Raw genomic sequence first — 21,160 nt, 5'->3', positions numbered from 1 at the left:
GCGCGACTGCGTCGGGGCCGGTTCGGAGATCTCTCCGGGCCGGCCCCTCCCCGTATCTGCCGCGGTCAGGCGGCCTTCACCACCCGGCCCGTTCCCAGCGGCCGGTGGGGCGCGATGATCTGCCCGTCCGGGAGCAGCTCACCGGTGTCCTCGAAGAGCAGGACGCCGTTGCACAGCAGGCTCCAGCCCTGTTCCGGATGGTGCGCCACCGGGCGGGCTGCTTCCCGGTCGGCTGAGTCGGCTGTGGGGCAGGGTGGCTGGTGCTGACACATGGCTGGGTTCTTTCGCTGCGTTGAGTTGAGTGTCCTGCGGCTTGAAGTGGTGTTCATGGCCGCCCCCCGTATCGATCGGTCCGGTCCCAGTGTTGCCCCACGGGCGTCAATCCGCAGGGATTTCGCGGCAGCGCTGCTTCTCCTCTCATGACGCATCACCCGCCCGGACGGTTCAACGCAACTGCCCTGTCACTTCGGGTGGTTCGGGGTGGCCGGATGGGGCTAGTCCGGATGGGGCGCGGATGCGCCCCCGCGCGCTGTGCCCCGCCACCGGAATCGGAGGCGGGGCACAGTGAAGTGGGGGGCGGCCGGAGGTCAGGCCGGGGAGCCGAGCAGGGGGCCGGGGCCGGGCGTGATGCGGGTGGTGATCACGGGAAGCAGATCGGCGACCTGGTGCGGACGGTGTGCCGCGATGCCCGGAGGGGCGGGAGCCAGTGGAACCAGCAGATCGGCCGGGGCGGGGGACCCGGTGGACGCGTCGGCCTCGGTGTCCTCGTGCAGCCACAGCGCCAGCATGTAGAGCTCGGGAATGGACAGCAGCCTCGGCTGGTAGTGCGTGCTCGCCGCCTCCGCCTGGCGCAGGGCGAGTTCGGTCGAGGCGATGTAGGGGCCCTCGAAGAAGTGCGAGAAGGTCCAGCCGTCGGGAGTGAGCATGGTGTCCGCCGCGGCGACCGCCCGCTCCGCGCCGCAGATCTGGAAGCGCCAGGCGGCGAGCCGGGTGGTGGGTGTGAGTCCGCCCGGTCCACCGCGGTCCAGCACGTGTACGGGGAGGGGGTGTTCGGGGCTCAGGGGGCCCTGGGCCGACCGCAGGGCAGGTGTTCGGGCCTCGCGGACCGCGGTGGGTGAACCGAGCGCCGCGAGGACGCTTCTCAGCGCGGGCGCGGGAGCCGGAGGAACATGCAGGGGCATAGTGGGTCGCCTCTCACTTCGGAGACACGGTGGAGCGTGGGCGGGTGCAGACGGCGCTGTCGGCGTGCGGGGCCAGAGGAGGCCGGTGACTGAGCCGGTGCGTCAACTCTCTGCCTCGTCCGCGGAGTTTATACGACACGTGTTCACGCGGTGATTCCACTAGCCGTCACTACTATTGCCGGCAAGACGGTATCCAGACTTTATTATGCGGAGATTATGCTGATTCGGTGTGACCGGCGCAGCTGCCGCCTCGGGTTTTTCCTCCGACGCGGTAGGCTGAAACGCGTCGGCGCATTCTTCGCGCCCGAACGGCGGAAACCGCTCACTGCGTCATGCCGAGTGAATGTGCCCCCGGCCGCGGTCATCAGATTAGCGGGTGTGCACCGTCCGCGGGGCGTTATGGATCACTCCGTCTGGGCATTATCGATCGTGACGCGAGCGGCCTGGGCCGCGGGCCGCCCACTCACGGAGGGACACGTCGATGGGGGAGAAGGTCGTGGCGGGCGCCTTTGACCTGTCCGATCGGCAGAGGTACCGACGGAAGCTCCACCAGTGCCTGGAGGGGCTGGAGAGGCTGCTGGAGGAGCGGAGATTCGACCGGCCGCGCAACCTCATGGGCATGGAGATCGAGCTGAACCTGGCGGGTTCCGACGGCATGCCGAAGATGTTGAATGGACAGGTCCTGGAACGCATCGCGAGCCGGGATTTCCAGACGGAACTCGGGATGTTCAATCTGGAAGTGAACATTGTTCCCCATCGCCTGGACGGCCGCGTTCTCGATCAGCTGGCCGAAGAGCTGCGGATCGGCCTCGGATATGCCGACCGGAAGGCCGGTGAGGTCGATGCCGGGATCATGATGATCGGAATCCTGCCCACCGTCGGCAGTGCGGACATGGTCCGCGGGAACCTCTCCGAAGTGGACCGCTACGCGCTGCTGAACGACCAAATGGTGGCGGCGCGCGGCGAGGATTTCTCCCTCGATATCGAAGGTGTGGAGCACCTGGTCTGCACCTCCGGCTCGATCGCGCCGGAGGCGGCCTGCACCTCGGTCCAGCTCCATCTGCAGGTGACCCCGGAACGGTTCTCCGACGTCTGGAACGCCGCCCAGGCCGTTGCCGCGGTCCAGGTGGCCCTGGGCGCCAATTCGCCCTTCCTGTTCGGCCGGGAGCTGTGGCGGGAGTCGCGTCCGCCGCTCTTCCAGCAGGCCACGGACACCAGGCCGCCCGAACTGCAGAACCAGGGGGTGCGTCCCAGGACCTGGTTCGGGGAGCGGTGGACGGGTTCGGCGTACGAGCTCTTCGAGGAGAACGTGCGCTACTTCCCCCCGCTCCTGCCCATCTGCGACGAGGAGGAGCCGCTGCGGGTCCTCGACGAGGGCGGGGTGCCCCGGCTCCAGGAACTCGTGCTGCACAACGGCACGGTCTACCGCTGGAACCGGCCGGTGTACGGGCTGTCGGACGGCGTTCCCCACCTCCGGGTGGAGAACCGGGTGCTGCCCGCCGGACCGACCGTCGCGGACGTGATCGCCAACGCCGCGCTCTACTACGGGCTCGTGCGGGCCCTGGCGGAGGAGTCCCGCCCGGTGTGGACGAGGATGCCGTTCGCCGCGGCGGCCGAGAACTTCGACACCGCCTGCCGCCGGGGCATCGACGCCGAGCTGCTCTGGCCCCGGCCCGGCCGCACCGGCGGGCTGACCCGGGTACCGGTGACCAAGCTCGTACGGGACGAACTGCTGCCGCTGGCGGCCGCCGGCCTCGACGCGTGGAACATCGAAGCCGCCGACCGCGACCACTACCTCGGCATCATCGAGGAGCGCTGCAAGCGGCGGACCAACGGGGCGTCCTGGCAGGCGGACACCTATCACCGGGCGCGCGAGGCCGGACTGGGGCGGGACGCCGCTCTCGCCGCCATGACCCGCCGGTACGCCGAACTGATGCAGGCCGGGGAGCCCGTGCACAGCTGGCCGGTGGGCATCGCGGGAACCTGAGCGGGTGGGTCCGGACCCGGGCGGGTCCGGACCCGGGCGGGTCAGACCGTCCGGGTCCGGGGCCGGACCCAGACTGGGACGGCTCCGTCCCGGGACGGCTCCGACCGCTCGCGTCCGGCACGGCTCGGCGGCTACTCCCGGGCGGCGCGGCCGCTCTGCCCGGCGGTCATGACCGCCTGAAGGATCACCGCCTGGATCTCGGCCGGGTCGTTGACCTGGTAGCCGCCGCCACCGGTCACCTTGGCTATCTCGTTCACCTCCTCGCGGTCGGCGTCGGGGCCGACGGCGATGGCGAGCAGCGGAACCGGTCGCTCGGGGTCGGCGATCCGGGTGAGTTCCGCGATCAGGGCGCTGCGCGAGATGGAATGGTCATCCTGGTTCGAGCCGTCGGTGAGGATCACGACGGCGTTGAACTTTCCCTTCACGTAGGTGCGCTGCGCCTCCTTGTAGGCGGCCAGCGTGGTGTCGTACAGCCCGGTCGCCCCGTCCGGCACGGGCTGCAGCGCCGAGAACGCGTCCGTGAGCTTCGCACGGTGGGTGCCGCCGTTCTTCGTCTTCTCCCCGAGCCGGCTGGTCGCCACCAGCCGGCGGTAGTCCTTGTCGCCGTCGAGCCTGGTGGCGAACTCCCAGAGGCCGATCTCGTCGTTCGGGGTGAACTGGTTGAGGGCCTCGATCAGGGATGCCTTGGTGACGTCCATCCGGGACTGGTTGCGGCCCGGCACGATCGTGGCCATCGACCCCGAGGCATCGACGACGGTGGTGAGCCGTGCGCTCTGCACGGTGATCGTCCACATGCCGAGCGTCTCCTGGAGTGTCTCGTCGGAAGGCGCCGTGGCGGGTGAGGTGGCGTACGGCTGAGGCGACCGGCCGCCCGCCGACTCGACCAGAGTGTCGCCCGCCGTGCCGTCGACCGTCCGGAAACCGTGCTCCTCCAGTGTGCGCTGCGCGCTCTCCTCGGACAGCAGGGTCATGAACCGCAGCGCCGCCCGGCTCTTGTCCGTACTGAGCTGATCCTCGTTGACCAGCGCGAAGGGATAGTCGAGCAGCGGGGTGCCGTCCTTGGGGTAGAAGAGGTCGAGCTTCCCGGCCCCGGTCGAATCGGCGTTGTGGGCGAACGCGGCCTGCTCGGACAGCAGCACGGCCTGGTTGCGGGCGGGATTGCCCTCCTCGGCGCCCGAGTCGTCGCCGGCCAGGGTCCCGAGCACCTGGGTGTCGCCGTCCGACATCCGCTGGGCGAGGAGCTTGGCGGTGGCCGCGACCCTGGTGTCGCTGTCCCCGCCCTGTTTGTCGGAGGACGCGCCGATGCTGGTGAGCGCCAGCAGGCCGGTGGCGCTGCGCGCGGGGTCGGCCGAGCCCAGCCGCACCTTGTCGGACTCCATGGCCGTGGCCATCAGCTCGGCCCAGGTGTACTTCTTCTTCGGCCAGCCGAGGGTCTTGGCGGCGGAGGGCACCATGGCCAGCGCCACCGGGGAGGAGGCCACGGAGTCGCCCGGAGTGACGGGCACGGCGTCGCCGGTCCCCTTCGCCCGGCTCAGCCAGAGGTCGGAATCCGGCAGCCACATCTGGTAGTCGGGCTTGCTGGTGCCGGCGGCGAGGGCGTCGGCGACCTTGTACGAGTCACGGGCCAGCACCTCCACGTCGAGGCAGTGGCCGTCGGATCTCAGATCGTCCCTGCGGGCCTTGTCGGCCACCGCGCGCACGGCGGGCGCGATATCGGGCGAGGCCACCATGGACAGGTGCACCGCGGAGTCGTCGCAGGACTTCGAGAACGACAGCAAGCCCCCCTGGGCCGCTACCGCCGTTCCCGCCGCCACGGCGAGAACGAGCGCGGTGGCGATGGCTACGGTACGACGGCGGTTCGGTGGACGGTCCCCGCTTCCGTCCGTCGTGTAGTCGTCGGGCAAGCTGTGACGTCCCATGTCGGTGGTGCCCCTCCTTGAGGATGAACAAGGAAAAGGGGGACCACACCATCGGCAATGGTGCTTGTCCCCCGGCCTGTCGCGCATGATCTTCGTACCTGTATTCGAGACCCTAGCGGGGCGGGGAGTGGCATGGGACGTGAATGCACAACTGAAGGCAGGTGTACAGGTGGAGGCGGGGCGCGTGGCTGATTCTTATCCTCAGGAGGCCGTGTCACGACGGATCTTGCGGTCCGAGACGGTGTTGGTGCTGGCGCTCTCGCTGGGAGCCAGCGGGGTGTCTGCCCTGATCAGTTTTGTCGGATCACTGACGAAACCAGGGGGTTTGAAGGACCAGGCGGCGACGCTCAACAGCTCCTACGCACCCGGCCGTCCCTGGCTGGATCTCGCCTGGCAGCTCTTCGGTATCGCGACCGCGCTGGTGCCCGTGGCGCTGGTCGCCCATCTCCTGATCCGCGAGGGAACGGGCCTGCGGGCGATCGGTTTCGACCGGACCAGGCCGGGATCGGACCTGGGGCGCGGCACGCTGGTCGCGGCGGGCATCGGCAGCGCGGGGCTGGCCTTCTACCTGGTGGTCCGGGCCGCCGGATTCAACCTCACGGTCGTCCCGGAGTCGCTGCCCGACGTGTGGTGGAAGTTCCCGGTACTGATCCTGTCGGCGGTCCAGAACTCCGTACTGGAGGAAGTGATCGTCGTCGGTTATCTGCTGCGCCGCCTGGGGCAGTTGGGCTGGACCCCGATGGCCGCCCTGGTGGCCAGTTCGGTGCTGCGGGGCTCCTACCACCTGTATCAGGGGATCGGCGGGTTCATCGGGAACATGGTGATGGGCGTCGTCTTCGTGCTGCTGTACCGCCGCTGGCAGCGGGTGGGGCCGCTGGTCGCCGCGCACGCCCTGCTCGACATCGGGGCGTTCGTCGGATACGCGCTGCTCGCCGGAAAAGTGGGCTGGCTGCCCACCCCGTGAGCGTCCGGCCCTTACCGGGCGACGAGCAGTTCTCCGTCCAGGACCGTGACGGCGTCGCCGGTCAGCAGGGTCCGGTCGCCGCGCAGTGCGGTGCGGACGCGACCGGACCGGGCGGACGCCTGGAGGCCGGTCAGCTCGTCGCGGCCGAGCCGGGCCGACCAGAACGGCGCCAGGGCGGTGTGGGCGCTGCCCGTCACGGGGTCCTCGTCGATGCCCACGGCGGGGAAGAAGCCGCGTGAGACGAAGTCGTAGCCGGACCCGGTGGCCGCGGCCGTGGCGATGACGCCGCGCCGCGAGTGGGCGGCCAGTGCCGCGAAATCCGGGGTCAGTCCCCGTACGGCCGCCTCGTCGGCCAGTTCCACGAGCAGGTCGCCGGTGTGCGGGCCCGTGTCGTGTACGGATACGGGCTCCGCGCCCAGAGCGGCGGCCAGCCAGTCCGGCGTGGCCTCCGGGGTCAGCGGCGCGGTGGGGAAGTCGAGCGTGAGCGAGCCGTCCGGCCGGGCGGTCGAGGTGAGGATGCCGCACCGGGCGGTGAAGCGCACCGTTCCGCTCGCGACGGCCGTGCTGTGCAGGACGTGGGCGGTGGCGAGGGTGGCGTGGCCGCACATGTCGACCTCGGTGGCCGGGGTGAACCAGCGCAGCGCCCAGTCCGCGGCGCCGCCCGGCGGCAGCGGGTGCGCGAACGCGGTCTCGGACAGGTTCAGCTCCGCCGCGATCTGCTGGAGCCGGCTGTCGTCGGGGAAGCCTTCCGGGCCGAGCAGCAGGACGCCCGCGGGATTGCCGGTGAAGGGGCGGTCGGTGAACGCGTCGACGATTCGAATCCTCATGCCGCGACCGTAGGCGCGCCGCGAAGCCGTGGGCCAAGGCCAATTCCGGATCCGCGGACTGATCTGTCCCGACTCGGGGCGGGTGTCACATTCGCGGGCCCGGCGGTGTCTTCATGCCAAAGCAGGAAAACGTCAGAGGAGAACACGATGGCACTGCGCATCCCGAAGGCCGAGCTCCCCGCCGAGCTCCGCGAAAACCTGATCAAGCAGCTCGGTTCCGTGCCCGAGCCCAACGAGGTGCTGTGGAACAACCCCGAGCTCGCCGAGGCCAACCAGGAGTTCTCGGCCAAGGTGGCCACCTGGGACGCGGCCGACGCGAGCCTCAAGACGTTCGCGCACATGGCCGTCGCGGCACAGATCGGCTGCAGTTGGTGCCTCGACATCAACTACTTCGCGGCACTGAACCAGAAGCTGGACCTGACCAAGGCGAGCCAGGTGCCGCGCTGGCGGGAGTCGGAGGTGTTCACGCCGTTGGAGCGGGAGGTGATGGAGTACGCCGAGGCCATGACGAACACGCCGCCGACCGTCACCGATGAGCTGTCGGCGAGTCTGCTCGGCCGGCTCGGCCCGGCGGCGCTGGTCGAGATCACCGTGTTCATCGGCTTCGCCAACCTGGCGGCCCGGTGCAACACGGCGCACGGGATCACCTCGCAGGGCTACTCCGATGCCTGCGAGATCCCGCTGGCCGCGCGTCCTGAGACGTCCGGCGTAGCGTCGACGGCATGACCGAGGACCCGTTCGTCGCCCATCGCAGTCTGCTGTTCACGGTCGCCTACGAGATGCTCGGCTCGGCGGCCGACGCGGAGGACGTGCTGCAGGAGTCCTGGCTGCGGTGGGCCGAGGTCGACCGGTCGCGGGTGAACGACGCGCGGGCGTACCTCGTCAGGACCGTCACGCGGCAGTCGCTCAACCGGCTGCGGACGTTGGCACGCAGCCGCGAGGACTATGTCGGCGAGTGGCTGCCGGAACCGTTGCTGACCAGCCCCGATGTCGCCGAGGACGTAGAGCTCGCGGAGAGCGTCTCGATCGCGATGCTGACCGTCCTCGAAACGCTCGGGCCGACGGAGCGGGCGGTGTTCGTGCTCCGCGAGGTCTTCGAGCTGCCGTACGGCGAGATCGCCGGGGTCATCGGGAAGTCCGCGGCCACGGTGCGGCAGATCGCGCGGCGAGCGCGCGAGCATGTGGCGGCCAGGCGTCCGCGGGTGCGGGTGAGCCGGTCGGAGCAGCAGGCCGTGGTGGAGCGGTTCCTGCAGGCTCTGCGCACCGGGCAGTTGCAGGAACTGGTCGAGGTCATGGCGCCGGACGTGGTCCTGATCGCCGACGGTGGCGGGCTGGCGGCCGCCGCGCCGGCTCCGATCCACGGGGTCGAGCTCGTGGCGAAGGTGCTGGCGCGCACCAACCGGGTGGACGCGGCCGCGCTCGCGGCGACTGCCGTGTGGCTCAACGGCGCACCTGCGGGCCGGATCGAGATCGACGGCGAGCCGGCCGCAGCGGTGAGCCTCGTGGTGGAGAACGGGCAGATCACCCGGGTCTACCTGGTGAGAAACCCGCGGAAGCTGACGCGACTGGACGAACCGGCTGAACTCGCCAGGTAAGCCGGCTGCTGCTCCGGTGCGGTGAGTGTTCCGGGCGAAACCGCCCGGAACACTCACGACCGCAGGCCGGGCCGGAACCTGACGGCGTGTAGCTCGATCGCCGGATACCGAACGTCATATTCGGTGCGGTACGGCTCCGTCCTGCCGGCGGTAGAGGTCGCGCAGCAGGGAAATCTCGGCGCCGTGATGGATCAGCTCCCTGTTGACGTGCAGGACGATGCCCTCCATGGGAAATCGCTCGGGACCCACCGTGGGTGGATTGTCCAGGTCGGCGTCCGAGAGCTTGCGGACCCCCGCGTTCCATCTCCCATACATCTTATCGAGCTGCTCCAGCGCCTCGGCAGCAGTCCCCGCGTAGGCGAATGTCCGGGAGTCGACGTCCTGGCCGCCGAAGTGCCATCCGACCCGATAGCCCAGGCACGAGACGGTGATGTGCGCCAGCCGCCAGGCAATCGTGGTCACCGGTGCCGGCACCGGGTCGGGGGATGCGGAGTCGATCGTCCACTTCCCCGAACCTGCCGACATCGGTGCGGCCGACGTGCCACGCGGGCGGATGCTCCAGCAGTCGCGCACCGGCTCCCAGAAGTACTCCTCGTCGGTAAGACCGTCCAGCCGTGGCCGCAGGTTCTTGCGCCAGTACCAGTCCAGTTGCTCCGCGAGCCGCTCGCTTCTTGTCATTGCCGCACATTACAGACCCGTCGAGGAGAGTCATCGTCGCAGTCCGCGGTCGGCCTTCGCCTGCAATCGATCAACAACCACTGACGCAGGTGACGACCGTGTCCTGTGACAGTGAACCTTGACCGATTGCCACTGAAGTTTGACCGCCGGGAGGCGCTCTACCGGCGGACCGCCGAGATCAGCCCGCCGGGCCGCTCCTCGCGCTGCGGCGGGGTGCTGATCGGGCGGTCGTAGGCGGCAGCGCGCTCGCGCAGGGTGTGGCTTTCGGCCTCCCAGCCGTGCCCGGCCAGCCAGCCCACCGGGTCGTCGGGCATCTCCGAGACCCACATGGACGCCGCCGATCCCGGCACGGCGTCCGCGCCGAAGCGCTCGATCACGCCGCGCGAGCCCAACGTCAGCCCCATCCGGCTGCCGGCTGCCGACTGCGCGCTGATCCGGGCCAGCAGCAGCTCCACCGCGTCCTCGGGCAGATAGATCAGCAGTCCTTCGCCGATCCACGCGGTCGGCGCGGCCGGGTCGTGCCCTGCGGCGGCCAGCGCGGCTGGCCAGTCCTCACGCAGATCCACCGCGACGGTGATCCGCTCGCAGCGTGCGACGGCCCGCTCCTGGCGCAGCACCGAAGCCTTGAAGTCCAGTGGCGCGGCGGTGTCGACCTCGAACAGCCGGGTGTCCTCGGGCCAGTCGATCCGGAAGGCCCGGCTGTCCATGCCGGCGCCGAGCAGCACGACCTGCCGGACCCCGGACGCGGAGGCCTGCTGCAACAGGTCGTCGAGGAACTTCGTCCTGATGACGATGGAGAACGACACGGCCAGCCGACGGCGGCGCGCGGCCTCGTCATCGGGCAGCGGCGGCGAGGAGGGCCATAGGCCACCGGCGGTGGCGAAGGCCTGTGCCAGTGGGTCGCGGAACAGCGCGTTCTCCCGCTCGGTCTCCAGCGCCCGCACCCTGGCCACCCCCACCGCCGTGGCCCACACTCCCGACGGCTGCACCCGTTTCTGCTCATCAGTCACCGCGCCAGCCTAGGCGGGGCCGGTTGGGCCTTCCGCTGCCGGTATGCCTTCTGGCGGCAGCGCTGTGAGCACGTCCGGCGTTGTTCCTGGCAGGGCCCTGCTGGTAGCGGTCCTCCGCAGGTCTCGCAGGGTCCAGACGGGACTGTCCGCCCCCAGCACCACGGACTCCAGGTCCGTGCCCAGCCGCCCGGACCACAGCAGATGGAACAGCACCGGCAGGACCTGCAGCCGATCGCTGACCCGCCCGGCTCCCGACCACAACGGCAGCGGTTCCTCGAAGACCTCCGCCGCGGACCGGACATCGACCACCCTGGCCCGCCCGTCAGCAAGGCGTACGAAGTAGTACCGGCTGGACGCCCTCGAACCGCGTACTCCACAACTGGCCCAACGACCCGCGACAACGCTCACCAGACTCAAGAAAGTCCAGCTCAAAGGCGGATAACGCCGGGTCTCCGTACGCATGAGCCGGTTCCCCCCACCGTGCCTCCAACCGCGACGGTCAAAGTTCAGTGTCAATCGAACGAGATTCGCTGTCACAGGACACCGGTTTCAGCAGGGGGTTTGTCAGGCGACCGGTTCCGATATATCGTTGAAGCATCGCGACCGATCAACGATAGAAGGAGTGCAGTCATGCGATCACACGGATACGAACACGGACATGGACACGGGCATGGCCCCGGCGGGCACGGCGAGCGCGGACGGGGTGACTTCGAGGGGCGCCGGGCGGCCTTCGGGCAGTTCGGACCGCCGTTCGGCGGCGGACCCTTCGGCGGTGGCCCCTTCGGGGGCGGGCGCGGCCGGGGCGGTGGCCGGGGGAGGGCGCGCCGCGGTGACGTACGCGCGTCGATCCTGGCCCTGCTGAAGGACCGGCCGATGCACGGCTACGAGATGATCCAGGAGATCGGCGAGCGCAGCGGCGGGGCCTGGCGGCCCAGTCCCGGCTCGGTGTACCCGACCCTTCAGCTCCTGGAGGACGAGGGCCTGATCGTCAGTGCCAGTGAGGGCGGCAAGAAGCTGTTCACGCTGACCGACGCCGGCCGCACCGAGGTGGAGTCGGGACCCGAGGCGCCCTGGGAAGAGGCCGGCCGCGGCGTCGACTGGGAAGGCGTCAACGAGATCCGGCAGGCCGGATTCGGCCTGATGGAGGCGTTCGGCCAGGTCTGGAAGACCGGCTCCGCCGACCAGCGCGACAAGGCGCTCACGGTCATCAACGACGCCCGCAAGAAGCTCTACCTGATTCTCGCCGACGAGCACTGAGCCGGCGGTGCGAAGACTGAGGAGCTGTACGTCGAAAAGGTCCCGCGGACGTCCCGCGGGACCTTTTCGATGCCGCTGTGCGAACGGCTGGGATGTGTGCGGCCGGTCCGCCGGTACGGCCGTCCGTCGGCTTTCAGGCGATGATCAGCCCGTCCAGTTTGCGCAGTGACTCGATGAGGGCGGCAGTGGCCGAATCCTTGAGCTTTCCGGCCATCAGGGAGACCGCCGCCCCGGTGAACTCGCCGTCGATGCGGACCGTGGTGGCGTCCCCGTCCGGTGTCAGCGCGTAGCGCATCTTCAGGTTGACGCCCATGGGGCCCTTCCCGGTGGTCGTCAGCAGGCGGCCGTCATCCAGCTCGGCGATCGTCCACGTCACCTCGGCCGGGAACCCCATGAGCTTCATGTTCTCCTCATAGGTCCCCGCGAGCTCCAGCGTGTCCGGTCCGCCCTTCGGGAAGCTGGTGTGGGTGGCGTTCCACTCCCCGTACGTGCTGAAGTCGGTCAGCTGGGCCCAGACCTTCTCGGCCGGTGCCTCGATGCGCGCCTCTGCACTGACTTCGGCCATGCGACCACCCCTTCTCGGCGGGTTACGGTGTCGCGGAACGTAGCCGCAGAGGCTTGAACATTCAATACTGATGAACTGTCAGATCCAGGGTTCTGTTCCGATCCGCCAGATCCGCGCGGAGTCGAAGCGGTCGGAGGCGCGCGGGTGCGGACCGTCGTCGTGGCAGTGGAACGCCGCCCAGAACAGGTCGGCGGGCAGCGCGTCGCGGGGCGCGTGGACCCGGTAGACGTAGTCACGCCCGTCGAGTGCGGGCAGGGCGACCAGCCAGCTCACCTCCGGCACCCCTCCCGCCGCCGCAACAGTGCTCCGGGCTGTGGGACGTGCGCGGGGGCGTTTCCGGTTGCTCGAGGAGCGCGGGGCAAGGCGGCGCGCGCCGATTCCCGGGATTGGATTCCAGAACGGCGCGATCTCATCCGTAAGGAGGAGGAGTCGCGCTTCTGTGCCCAACTCGGGTGGGATGTGTCAATGGGCCTCTCCGGGGACGATCCGGTCCGTCAGGGCTGATGAGGTGGGAGTGTGCAGAACCGGACACCGCGGATTCCTCAGCAACCCGCACCGAACCACCGTGCCGAGACCGACGCCGAGCTCACCGACGAGCTGGCCGTCGTGGTGACGGGTGCGCGCAGGCGCGCCCTCCGTGACGGCGATCAGCAGATCGACACAGCTCATCTGCTGCACTCCCTGATCGAGTCCGACCCCGCGGTCCGCACCGCCTTCGACGGCGGACCGCAGCTGGCCAGGGTGCTCGGCTATCTCGTCCAGCGCAGTATCGGCTACGGGCTCCGCTGGCAGGGTGCTGTCGAGGACTCCGGAGCGATTCCGGTGGTGTCGGGCGCACCGGGCGCGGGGGTGGAGGGCTGGTCGCCCTCCGCCGCCTCTGCGATGGAGGAGGCGCACCGGCGTGCGGGGCTCCGCGGTCGGGAGCGGGCAGGCGGTCTCGATCTGCTTGGGGCGCTGGCCGCGGACCGGCAGTGCCGGGCCGTCGAGGTGCTGGAGCGGGCGGGAGTCGACACGGTGCTGCTCGCGGACCGGATCGGCGAGGCCTCCGGCCTGGGCTGACCGCCGGGCTCAGTCGGGCGGCCGGGCGAGAGCGGCGAGGGCCGGGCGGAGCAGGGTGCCGATGCGTCCTGCCGGGGCATCCCGCATGGCGTCGAGCCCCAGCAGATGATGGCCGATGGTGACGCCCAGCATCGTGGTGACGATCAGTGCGGCACGCAACTCCGCGTCCTGGCCGTCCCCGTCTCCGTCCCCGTCCGTCGGCAGTGCGCCGGCGATGCCGGAGATCTGCCGGCCGAGCGTCTGCCGGGCGTGATCGGCCGAGGCCGGGTCCGTGAGCATGGAGCGCAGCAGCGCCAGTGTGCCGTCGGGCAGGCCACCGAGCTTGACGCCCAGGGTGGCCAGCAGCTGATCCAGAAGTGCCGCGCCGTCCGCCGACGCCTGCGCCGCCGGGGGTGCCTGCACGGCTTGGGCGAAGAGCCCGCGCTTCGACCCGAAGTACTGCATCACCAGGGCCGGGTCGACGTCGGCCGACGCCGCGACCGCTCTGATGGTGGTGCGGTCGAAGCCCTTGGTCGCGAACTGCTCCCGGGCGCGGTCGAGAATGCGCGCCTCGGTGGCTCGCCGACGGTCGGCACGGGAGACGGGAGGACTGGTCACAGGGGTGACTCTACAACTGTTGACCGAAGCCAAGACGGCCCGTAGCCTAATTCACTCAACAGGTGTTGAGTGAATGGAGTGATGTCCATGACGGCTTCGCAGGCGCCCGGCTCTCCCGCGCTCCGCCCGGTACTGGACCGGTATCACCAGGCCATGAGAGACAAGTCGGCGGACGGTCTGGCCGATCTGTACGCCGTGGACGCGGTGCACGAGTTCCCGTTCTCCGCGCCCGGCTTTCCCGAGCGGTTCGAGGGCCGGGAGGAGGTCCGGGCGGGCTACCGGGCGGCCTGGGGCGCCAGCCCGTTCCGGGTGGTCGAGATTACGGACGTGGTCGTGCACGGGGCCACAGAGCCGGGCACGGTCATCGCCGGACACGTGGTCGTGGTGGAGTTCGCCGGGGGCGAGCGGGCCCGCGTCCCCGGACTGCTGATCATCGAGGTCAGCGACGGTCTGATCACCCGGGTCCGCGACTACATGGACGCGCCCGCGGTGGCCCGTGCGGTGGCATCGGCCGCCGGGCGGTCCTGACGGGCGGTTCTGGAGGGAGGTTCCGGCGGCTTCCCGTGGGGGGTTCTCGCAGGAGGGGAGGCGGTGACGGCGGGGTGTGACCCGCGTCAGGTGTCACCGGGGTGACGCTCCTGACGGCAGCTGTCATGATGTGCCGATGCACGCGTCTCAGGGGAGAAGCGCCGGCCTGGGAATCGCCCTCGCCTCGGCCTTCGCATTCGGCGGTTCCGGAGTGGCGGCCAAGCCGCTGATCGAGGCGGGGCTCGACCCGCTCCACGTGGTGTGGCTCCGGGTGGCGGGCGCCGCGCTCGTCATGCTCCCGGTGGCCTGGCGCCACCGCGCTCTGGTGCGCAGCCGGCCCGCGCTGCTGCTGGGCTTCGGCCTGCTCGCCGTCGCGGGCGTCCAGGCCTGCTACTTCGTGGCGATCTCGCGCATCCCGGTCGGTGTGGCGCTGCTGGTCGAATACCTCGCGCCGGCGCTCGTCCTGGGCTGGGTGCGCTTCGTCCAGCGCCGCCCGGTCACCCGGGCGGCCGCGGTGGGCGTGGTCCTGGCCGTGGGCGGTCTGGCGTGCGTGGTCGAGGTGTGGTCCGGGCTGACCTTCGACGTCGTCGGCCTGCTGCTCGCACTCGCCGCCGCCTGCTGCCAGGTCGGCTACTTCGTCCTCTCCGATCAGGGCAGCGGCGAGCAGGGGGCGGGTGCCGGGACTCCGCACCCGCTCGGGGTCATCGCCTATGGGCTGCTGATCGGCACCGCCGTCCTCACCGTGGTGGCCCGGCCCTGGGGCATGGACTGGTCCCTGCTCGGGGGGAGCACCGCCATGAACGGCACGGATGTGCCCGCCTGGCTGCTGCTCGTCTGGATCGTGCTGCTGGCCACCGTCATCGCGTACGTCACCGGAGTGATCTCGGTGCGGATGCTGTCCCCGGCCGTCGCGGGCGTCGTCGCCTGTCTGGAAGCGGTCATCGCGACCGTGCTCGCCTGGGTCCTGCTCGGGGAACATCTCGCGGCCCCGCAGCTCATCGGCGGTTTCCTGGTGCTGTTCGGTGCCTTCATCGCGCAGTCCTCGACACCGAAGGCGCCCTCGGGACCCGTCGCCTCAGGGCCGGGCGGTGAGCTCGCAGGGGCCGAGGGGGAGTTGTCCCCGGGCCGTGCCGCCTCGTAGGGTGACGATCATGCATCTCACCGTACTTCCGCCTCCCGCCGCTTAGCGCGGGCGGCCACCTCTGACGAAGACCGGGCTCGGGCAGTCCCCGAGCGGTTCGTCGCTGCCCGCGTGCGGAGCGACCACCTTCCCGTCTTCCTTGGAGAAGTCACGTGTCGAATCCTGCTTCCGGCCTGTCCGCCGGGCGGAGCCTGTGCTATTTGATCATCGCCGGAGTGGCCTGGGGTACGGCCGGTGCCGCCGCCTCGCTGGTCTTCGGGGCCAGTGATCTCGGCCCCCTCGCGCTGTCGTTCTGGCGATGCGCGGGCGGCCTCGTCCTCCTGCTCGCCGCGCTGGCGTTGCGGCCCGCGCGGGCCGCAGCCGCTGCCGAGCCCCGTCGTCGTCGGCTGCTGCGGATCGTCGGTACCGGTGTGGGGCTCACCGTCTTCCAGACCGCCTACTTCGCCGCGGTCCAGGTCACCGGCCTCGCGGTCGGGACCGTCGTCACGCTCGGGGCGGGCCCCGTCCTCATCGCCGTCGGCGCCCGGATCACCATGGGCGAGCGGCTGGGCGGCGGCGGGATCGCCGCGGTGGCGGGCGCGCTGACCGGGCTGGCCGTACTGGTGCTCGGCGGCGACGCCGGTACGGTGCGGCCCGCCGGTATCGCGCTGGCCCTGCTCTCCGCGGCCGGATACGCGTCGATCACCCTGCTGACCCGTTGGCTCGGCCGGGACGGTGGCGGGGCCGACGCGCTCGCGACCAGCGCCTGGGCGTTCGCCATCGCTGCGGTGCTGCTGCTGCCGATGGCGGCCGGTGAGGGAATCGTGCCGGCGACCGCGCACCCGGTGCAGGTGGTGGCCCTGATGGCGTACGTCGCCGCCATCCCGACCGCACTCGCCTACGCGCTCTACTTCGCGGGAGCCGCGGTGGTGCGCGCTGCCACCGTCTCGGTGATCATGCTTCTCGAACCGGTGAGTGCGGCGTTCATCGCCGTCGTGGTGCTCCGCGAGGAGCTCACCGCCGCCACCGTCGCCGGGACCCTGTTGCTGCTCACAGCGGTGGCCGGGCTGGCGGTGGCCGAGATGCGGAGCGCGGCGGACGCCCGCCGTGCGGCGGCCGCCCACGCCTGACGGAGCCGGCGGGCCGGTCCACTGTCAGGCGAGGGCCGGTCCGCCGTCCGGGGTGGTTCAGAGTGCCTTGAGGTAGTCCGGAACCGCGATGGCGGGATCGAGGTCGGCCGCGGGGACGGGGGCCGCGAATCCGTGCGTGAGCGGGACGACGCCCGTCCAGTGGGGCAGTGCGAGGTCTTCGGGTTCGTCGTTCGGGCCGCCGGTGCGGACCTTCGCGGACACCTCCCGCAGATCCAGCCGGAGCACGGCGGTGGCCGCCAGCTCCTTCTCGTTGGCCGGACGTGAGTCCCGCGAGCGCCCCGGAACCACCTGCTCCACGATCGCGTCGAGCGCGGTGCGCCGCTCCTCGGGGTCCGTCACCGCGTGCGCGGTCCCGTGCACCACCACCGAGCGGTAGTTGAGCGAGTGGTGGAAGGCGGAGCGGGCCAGCACCAGCCCGTCGACATGCGTCACCGTCAGGCACACGGCGAGTCCGTCGGAGCTCCCGCCCGCCGTCCGCAGCGGGCGGGAGCCGGTGGAGCCGTGCACGTAGAGCCGCTCACCGATCCGGCCGAAGAGCGTCGGAAGGACGACGGGGGCGCCGTCGCGTACGAAGCCGAGGTGACAGACATAGGCCTCGTCGAGTATCGAGTGGATCTGCTCGCGGTCGTACGCGGCCCGTTCGCGGGAGCGGGTCGGGACCGTGCGCCCGGTCGGTTCGTAAGCGGCCGCGGCGTCCGGGCCCGTGGTCCGCGGCGGTTGGGTGTCCGGCATTGCGTACTCCATTGCACTAGTGCATACTGTTCTTTGTGCTAGGAGAGTATCGGATCACCGGACGGCGTGCATCGGAAATTGCGGCCAGCGTGGAGCGGGCGGTCGGCTCGGGGGAGCTGGCCCCCGGTCAAGTGCTGCCTCCTATGCGGGAGTTGGCGGCTCTGCTGGAGGTGAATCCCAATACGGTGGCGGCCGCCTACCGCACCCTGCGCGAGCGCGGGGTGATCGAGACGGCCGGGCGCAGGGGCAGCCGGGTCCGGCCGCGCCCCGCGAGCACCGCGCGAGGATCGTTGCGGATCGAGGCGCCGCCCGGGGTGCGGGACCTGGGCACGGGAGATCCCGATCCGGCGCTGCTGCCCGCCCTGGGCGAGGCGTTCGCGGCGGTCACCGAGGCGTACGCACAGGCGCCCGGGATGTACGCGCAGGCGCCTGTGGATCCGGAGTTCGCCGCGCTCGCGCGCAGCGCGTTCGACGCCGACGGCGTCCCGGCCGGGCCGGTGATCGCCACCTCGGGATCGCTGGACGCGATCGAGCGGGTGCTCACCGCCCATCTCAGACCGGGCGACGCGGTCGCCGTCGAGGACCCGGGCTGGGGCAGCCTGCTGGATCTCGTGCCCGCGCTGGGAATGCGCCCCGTCCCGGTGGCGCTCGACGACGACGGGCCGCTGCCGGACGCTCTCGAAGCGGCGCTGCGAGCGGGCGCCCGTGCGGTCGTCGTCACCGGCCGGGCACAGAATCCGACCGGAGCCGCGATCGGTGCCGGGCGCGCGGCCGAACTGCGCGCGGTGCTCGCGGGACACCGGGGCGTGCTGCTGATCGAGGACGACCACGGGCACGCCATCGTCGATCTGCCGCTGCACACCCTTGCAGGCGCCACGGACCGCTGGGCGGTCGTGCGTTCGGTGGCCAAGGCGTACGGGCCGGATCTGCGGGTCGCCGTGCTGACGGGTGACGCGGTCACGGCCGACCGGGTGTCGGGGCGGCAGCGGCTGGGGCCCGGCTGGGTCAGCAAACTGCTGCAGCGGGCGATGGTGCACCTGTGGACCTCCGGCGCCGTGGATCCGCGCGAGGTGGCCCGGTCGTACGCGTCGCGCCGGGACGCGCTGGTGCGGGCGCTGGAGGCCCGGGGCGTCGAGGCGCACGGCCGGAGCGGGATGAACGTGTGGGTCCCGGTGAGCGACGAGACCGGGGCCGTGGCGCGGCTGCTGCACACGGGGTGGGCGGTGGCGCCCGGGGCCCGGTTCCGGATGTCCGCGCCCCAGGGCATCCGGATCACCGTGTCCCCGCTCGTCGACGCGGACATCGGTCCGCTGGCGGACGCGGTGGCGGCAGCGGCAGGGCCCGTCCGGCCGCTGAGCTACGGCTGAGCGGGTGCTCCGGCGGGGAGACGGGAGGGCGCTCACCGGCCCGGACGCGGAACAGCGCGAGCACCTCGGTCAGCGGCTCGGGCGCATTGCCGGGAGCAGGGATCTGCGGTCCCAATCCGCTGTGCGGGGCTGGCTGGTGCCGCGCCAGGCAACGTTCGCCCTGTCGGCGTCACCGGCCCAGGCCGGCGCGGACACCCTCGTGATACGTTCCTGCCGCCGTGCACTGCTGCGAACTGAGGAGGTGAGACCGATCAACGCTTTGACAGGTCGGGCCTCCCTCCCTCGCATGGCCTAGGGAGTGCCCGCAGAGGCATCCCGAAAGGCATGAATCGCTATGCGCTTCATCTCTGAGACGTTGTCCGACGGCGTCTGCGAACAGCTCTTCACCCTCCGCGAGATTCCTGGCGTGTTGTGGACACCGGAAGGTGCCGTCGACACTCGTCCGCTCATCTTGATGGGACACGGTGGCGGTCAGCACAAGAAGGCCCCTGACGTCCTGGCTCGTGCACGCCGCTTCGTGACCGAACGCGGTTTCGCGGTCGTGGCGGTCGACGTTCCCGCCCATGGCGACCGGCCAAAGGTTGAGGAGTACGACCGGATCGCGACCGAGAACCAGGCTCGCGTGGAAGCCGGTGAAGAGTTGGCCCCACTGATCGCCGGCTTCCAGGCGCTCGTTGCCCGCCAGACCGTGCCGGAATGGCGGGCAATCCTGGACGCGGTTCAGCAACTCGCATACGTCGGCGTCGGCCCGGTGGGCTACTGGGGGGTCTCGCTGGGATGCGGACTCGGTGTTCCGTTCGTCGCTGCCGAACCACGGGTCCGCGCGGCGGTACTGGGCTTGGGCGGGGTGCTGGCGTCGGCCGAGTCTGCCGCGCGGATCACCGTCCCAGTGGAGTTCTTGGTGCAGTGGGACGATGAGCGGGTGCCGCGGGTTCAGAGCTTGGCGCTGTTCGACGCCTTGGCCTCGGCCGAGAAATCGTTGCACGCCAACCCCGGCAAGCACGGGGAGATCCCGGCATTCGAGCTGGAGAGCACGCTGAGGTTCTTCGGCCGGCACCTCGGCTGATACTGGGGCCCGCGACGCGCCGGTCGGGAGGGGGATCCCGATCGGCGCGTTCACTGAAGCTGGTCGGCGTGGCCGGCAGAGTTGAGGTTCGACAGATCGACGATGACGAGGGGCAGCGTCTGCACTACGCGGCCAAGAAGGCTCGGGTCGAGCACCTCTACGCGAGAGTCTCGCTTCACCTGGCTTCCAACGGCGCCTCGGCGGCGGTGAACTGGCGTCTGTTTCTGCCCGGGAGCTGGGATCCCGCACCACCGAAGGCCGATCCGGCCAAGGTGGCCCGCCGTGACAGGTGCGCCATCCCTGCCCAGGTGGGCCATGTCGAGAAGTGGCAGCCGGCCCTCGACATGATCGACGAGACGCAGTCCTGGGGCATCGACGTGCCCCCGGTCATCGCCGACGGCGGCTACGGGGACACCGCCGCCTTCCGGCTCGCCCTGGAGACACGCGGACTCGACTACGTGGTGGGCATCTCGACAACAACCACCGCACAACCCGAGGAAGCACGGCCGTCGACCCCACCTGCCTCGGCAGGGGCCGGCGGCCGGTCCCTGCCTGTCCCGAGTCGGCACAGCGAGTGAAGGACATGGTCATCGCGGCCGGCAAATCCTCCGAACGGCCGGTGCAGTGGAGGGAGGGATCACGGCCGGGCAGCGGCCGCAGCGGGGTGAAACGCATGTACTCCCGCTTCGTTGCCCTGCGGATCAGGCCCGCCGGGCGCGAGATCCGCCAGGCCACGACCACCGCCGAGCTTCCGGTCCGCCGACTGCTGGCGGAGTGGCCCGCCGACCAGGACGAGCCCGTCCAGTTCTGGCTATCCAACCTGCCCGAGACCACCCCCCTTGCCCGTCCTCATCGACCGGGTCCGGATGGATAGGTGCGAGACGCCCCACGAACGGCTCCAGGGGTTGCTGGCTTCGCGGAGCTCCCTCAACCCCGCGGGCCCGTGGGTCCGCCAAGCTGAGTACGGCTTCTTCCACGGCCCGCCGGGCCTTTCTCTGCAGCCGCCAGCCCCCCAATGACGGAAGGGACAGTAGCGCCACGCCGTGTTCGTGATTTCAGATCCACCACGAGCTTGCGCTGGTGTGCGTGCAGGGGAAGGTCGGTGAGGGCCACGACGATGTCCCAGTTCTCTGCGCTTCCGCGGTCGATGACACGGTGCATCAAGGTGCGTGGGTCCTCGGTTCCTGCGGTGAAGGGCTCGCTGACCACCTTGACGTCGAACCGTCGTCCCTGGCCTGACTTGTCGGCGAGCCGATCAGGAAGCATCCGGGCCATGCGCTGCGCGATCTCCGTCGGTGCATCCGGGTCCGCGAGGAGAACCACGACCGTAACGCCCTGCGACGACGCCGCCATAACAGGACCCTTTTCTCGGCTGTCCTCGCGATCGCAGGTGCCCACAGGATGCCCCCGGGGTGGCATCGCCGCCACGCGAGAAACTGGTTCGCGCCGGCAGGTACAGGGCCCTGCGGCCAGAACTCCTCGGTGTCCAGTACGGGCCTGCTTTCGCCACCGGGGTCACGATCGCGTGTGTCACCGCAAACACCCGCTCACGCCTGC

Annotated in this window: 22 protein-coding genes and 2 pseudogenes; 12 read left to right on the top strand and 12 right to left on the bottom strand. The window is 70.6% G+C overall.

Features of this window, described 5'->3' with window-relative positions:
* Positions 1–65 precede the first annotated feature (65 nt).
* Positions 66–272, bottom strand: a complete 207-nt coding sequence (locus OG892_RS05185; protein WP_073739802.1) for a DUF5999 family protein — start codon at positions 270–272, stop codon at positions 66–68.
* A gap of 315 nt (positions 273–587) precedes the next feature.
* Positions 588–1,181, bottom strand: coding sequence for a hypothetical protein (locus tag OG892_RS05180; protein ID WP_073739804.1), 594 nt, complete (start codon positions 1,179–1,181; stop codon positions 588–590).
* Between the two features lie 481 nt (positions 1,182–1,662).
* Between OG892_RS05180 and OG892_RS05175 the strand changes: the two genes are divergently transcribed.
* Positions 1,663–3,168 carry a glutamate-cysteine ligase family protein gene (locus OG892_RS05175; RefSeq protein ID WP_073739806.1) on the top strand — a complete coding sequence of 502 codons (1,506 nt, stop codon included), beginning with the start codon at positions 1,663–1,665 and terminating at the stop codon, positions 3,166–3,168.
* Positions 3,169–3,299: 131 nt separating this feature from the next.
* Here the strand turns inward: OG892_RS05175 and OG892_RS05170 are convergent, their stop codons facing one another.
* Positions 3,300–5,087, bottom strand: coding sequence for a substrate-binding and VWA domain-containing protein (locus OG892_RS05170; RefSeq protein WP_371628585.1), 1,788 nt, complete (start codon positions 5,085–5,087; stop codon positions 3,300–3,302).
* Positions 5,088–5,271: 184 nt separating this feature from the next.
* Between OG892_RS05170 and OG892_RS05165 the strand changes: the two genes are divergently transcribed.
* Positions 5,272–6,051: a CPBP family intramembrane glutamic endopeptidase gene (locus OG892_RS05165; protein WP_073739810.1), complete on the top strand. Its 780-nt coding sequence runs from the start codon at positions 5,272–5,274 to the stop codon at positions 6,049–6,051.
* An 11-nt stretch (positions 6,052–6,062) separates the two neighbouring features.
* Here the strand turns inward: OG892_RS05165 and OG892_RS05160 are convergent, their stop codons facing one another.
* Entirely contained in the window at positions 6,063–6,878 is an 816-nt protein-coding gene (locus tag OG892_RS05160) for a PhzF family phenazine biosynthesis protein (RefSeq protein ID WP_371628584.1), read from the bottom strand.
* 147 nt (positions 6,879–7,025) lie between these two features.
* Between OG892_RS05160 and OG892_RS05155 the strand changes: the two genes are divergently transcribed.
* Together OG892_RS05155 and OG892_RS05150 are read left to right on the top strand one after the other, a co-directional pair.
* Complete coding sequence (locus OG892_RS05155) at positions 7,026–7,604, top strand: carboxymuconolactone decarboxylase family protein (RefSeq protein ID WP_073739814.1); 579 nt, start codon at positions 7,026–7,028, stop codon at positions 7,602–7,604.
* Positions 7,601–8,473: an RNA polymerase sigma-70 factor gene (locus tag OG892_RS05150; protein ID WP_073739816.1), complete on the top strand. Its 873-nt coding sequence runs from the start codon at positions 7,601–7,603 to the stop codon at positions 8,471–8,473. Before OG892_RS05155 ends, OG892_RS05150 begins: the two co-directional genes overlap by 4 nt.
* 114 nt (positions 8,474–8,587) lie before the next feature.
* Here OG892_RS05150 and OG892_RS05145 read toward each other — a convergent pair whose 3' ends face one another.
* The 3 genes from OG892_RS05145 to OG892_RS05135 all read right to left on the bottom strand — a co-directional run bounded on the left by OG892_RS05145 (position 8,588) and on the right by OG892_RS05135 (position 10,569).
* Entirely contained in the window at positions 8,588–9,151 is a 564-nt protein-coding gene (locus OG892_RS05145; protein ID WP_328867760.1) for a DinB family protein, read from the bottom strand.
* A gap of 158 nt (positions 9,152–9,309) precedes the next feature.
* The gene (locus tag OG892_RS05140) at positions 9,310–10,161 is read right to left on the bottom strand and encodes a class I SAM-dependent methyltransferase (protein WP_328867761.1); all 852 of its coding nucleotides are present in this window, start codon (positions 10,159–10,161) and stop codon (positions 9,310–9,312) included.
* Positions 10,162–10,170: 9 nt separating this feature from the next.
* The gene (locus OG892_RS05135; protein WP_371628583.1) at positions 10,171–10,569 is read right to left on the bottom strand and encodes a hypothetical protein; all 399 of its coding nucleotides are present in this window, start codon (positions 10,567–10,569) and stop codon (positions 10,171–10,173) included.
* Positions 10,570–10,791: 222 nt separating this feature from the next.
* Between OG892_RS05135 and OG892_RS05130 the strand changes: the two genes are divergently transcribed.
* The gene (locus OG892_RS05130; RefSeq protein WP_073739822.1) at positions 10,792–11,418 is read left to right on the top strand and encodes a PadR family transcriptional regulator; all 627 of its coding nucleotides are present in this window, start codon (positions 10,792–10,794) and stop codon (positions 11,416–11,418) included.
* Positions 11,419–11,551: 133 nt separating this feature from the next.
* On the opposite strand, the gene OG892_RS05125 is transcribed toward OG892_RS05130, so the two are convergent.
* Complete coding sequence (locus OG892_RS05125; protein WP_073739824.1) at positions 11,552–11,983, bottom strand: SRPBCC family protein; 432 nt, start codon at positions 11,981–11,983, stop codon at positions 11,552–11,554.
* A gap of 78 nt (positions 11,984–12,061) precedes the next feature.
* Positions 12,062–12,256, bottom strand: coding sequence for a hypothetical protein (locus OG892_RS05120; protein WP_073739842.1), 195 nt, complete (start codon positions 12,254–12,256; stop codon positions 12,062–12,064).
* Positions 12,257–12,499: 243 nt separating this feature from the next.
* Between OG892_RS05120 and OG892_RS05115 the strand changes: the two genes are divergently transcribed.
* Positions 12,500–13,042 (top strand): Clp protease N-terminal domain-containing protein, encoded by a 543-nt coding sequence (locus OG892_RS05115; protein WP_073739826.1) that lies wholly within the window; start codon positions 12,500–12,502, stop codon positions 13,040–13,042.
* A 9-nt stretch (positions 13,043–13,051) separates the two neighbouring features.
* On the opposite strand, the gene OG892_RS05110 is transcribed toward OG892_RS05115, so the two are convergent.
* A complete protein-coding gene (locus OG892_RS05110; RefSeq protein WP_371628582.1) occupies positions 13,052–13,639 on the bottom strand; it encodes a TetR family transcriptional regulator in 588 nt (195 codons plus the stop codon).
* Positions 13,640–13,726: 87 nt separating this feature from the next.
* Between OG892_RS05110 and OG892_RS05105 the strand changes: the two genes are divergently transcribed.
* The 3 genes from OG892_RS05105 (at position 13,727) to OG892_RS05095 (ending at position 16,417) form a co-directional block, all read left to right on the top strand.
* Complete coding sequence (locus OG892_RS05105; RefSeq protein ID WP_073739844.1) at positions 13,727–14,167, top strand: nuclear transport factor 2 family protein; 441 nt, start codon at positions 13,727–13,729, stop codon at positions 14,165–14,167.
* Between the two features lie 136 nt (positions 14,168–14,303).
* A complete protein-coding gene (locus OG892_RS05100; RefSeq protein WP_371628581.1) occupies positions 14,304–15,308 on the top strand; it encodes a DMT family transporter in 1,005 nt (334 codons plus the stop codon).
* Between the two features lie 152 nt (positions 15,309–15,460).
* Complete coding sequence (locus tag OG892_RS05095; protein WP_371628580.1) at positions 15,461–16,417, top strand: DMT family transporter; 957 nt, start codon at positions 15,461–15,463, stop codon at positions 16,415–16,417.
* A 57-nt stretch (positions 16,418–16,474) separates the two neighbouring features.
* Here the strand turns inward: OG892_RS05095 and OG892_RS05090 are convergent, their stop codons facing one another.
* Positions 16,475–17,170 (bottom strand): pyridoxamine 5'-phosphate oxidase family protein, encoded by a 696-nt coding sequence (locus tag OG892_RS05090; protein WP_073739834.1) that lies wholly within the window; start codon positions 17,168–17,170, stop codon positions 16,475–16,477.
* Between the two features lie 35 nt (positions 17,171–17,205).
* Between OG892_RS05090 and OG892_RS05085 the strand changes: the two genes are divergently transcribed.
* The 3 genes and pseudogenes from OG892_RS05085 to OG892_RS05075 all read left to right on the top strand — a co-directional run.
* A complete protein-coding gene (locus OG892_RS05085) occupies positions 17,206–18,537 on the top strand; it encodes an aminotransferase class I/II-fold pyridoxal phosphate-dependent enzyme (protein WP_328867766.1) in 1,332 nt (443 codons plus the stop codon).
* A 334-nt stretch (positions 18,538–18,871) separates the two neighbouring features.
* Positions 18,872–19,603, top strand: coding sequence for a dienelactone hydrolase family protein (locus tag OG892_RS05080; protein ID WP_371628579.1), 732 nt, complete (start codon positions 18,872–18,874; stop codon positions 19,601–19,603).
* 161 nt (positions 19,604–19,764) lie between these two features.
* Positions 19,765–20,447: pseudogene (locus OG892_RS05075) on the top strand (transposase); the annotation flags it as partial.
* Between the two features lies 1 nt (position 20,448).
* Here OG892_RS05075 and OG892_RS05070 read toward each other — a convergent pair.
* Positions 20,449–20,956, bottom strand: a pseudogene (locus OG892_RS05070) (hypothetical protein); the annotation flags it as partial.
* Between the last annotated feature and the right edge of the window lie 204 nt (positions 20,957–21,160).

The sequence above is a fragment of the Streptomyces sp. NBC_00341 genome, assembly GCF_041435055.1.
Taxonomy (GTDB): domain Bacteria; phylum Actinomycetota; class Actinomycetes; order Streptomycetales; family Streptomycetaceae; genus Streptomyces.
This window is presented reverse-complemented; position numbering and strand designations above follow the sequence as displayed.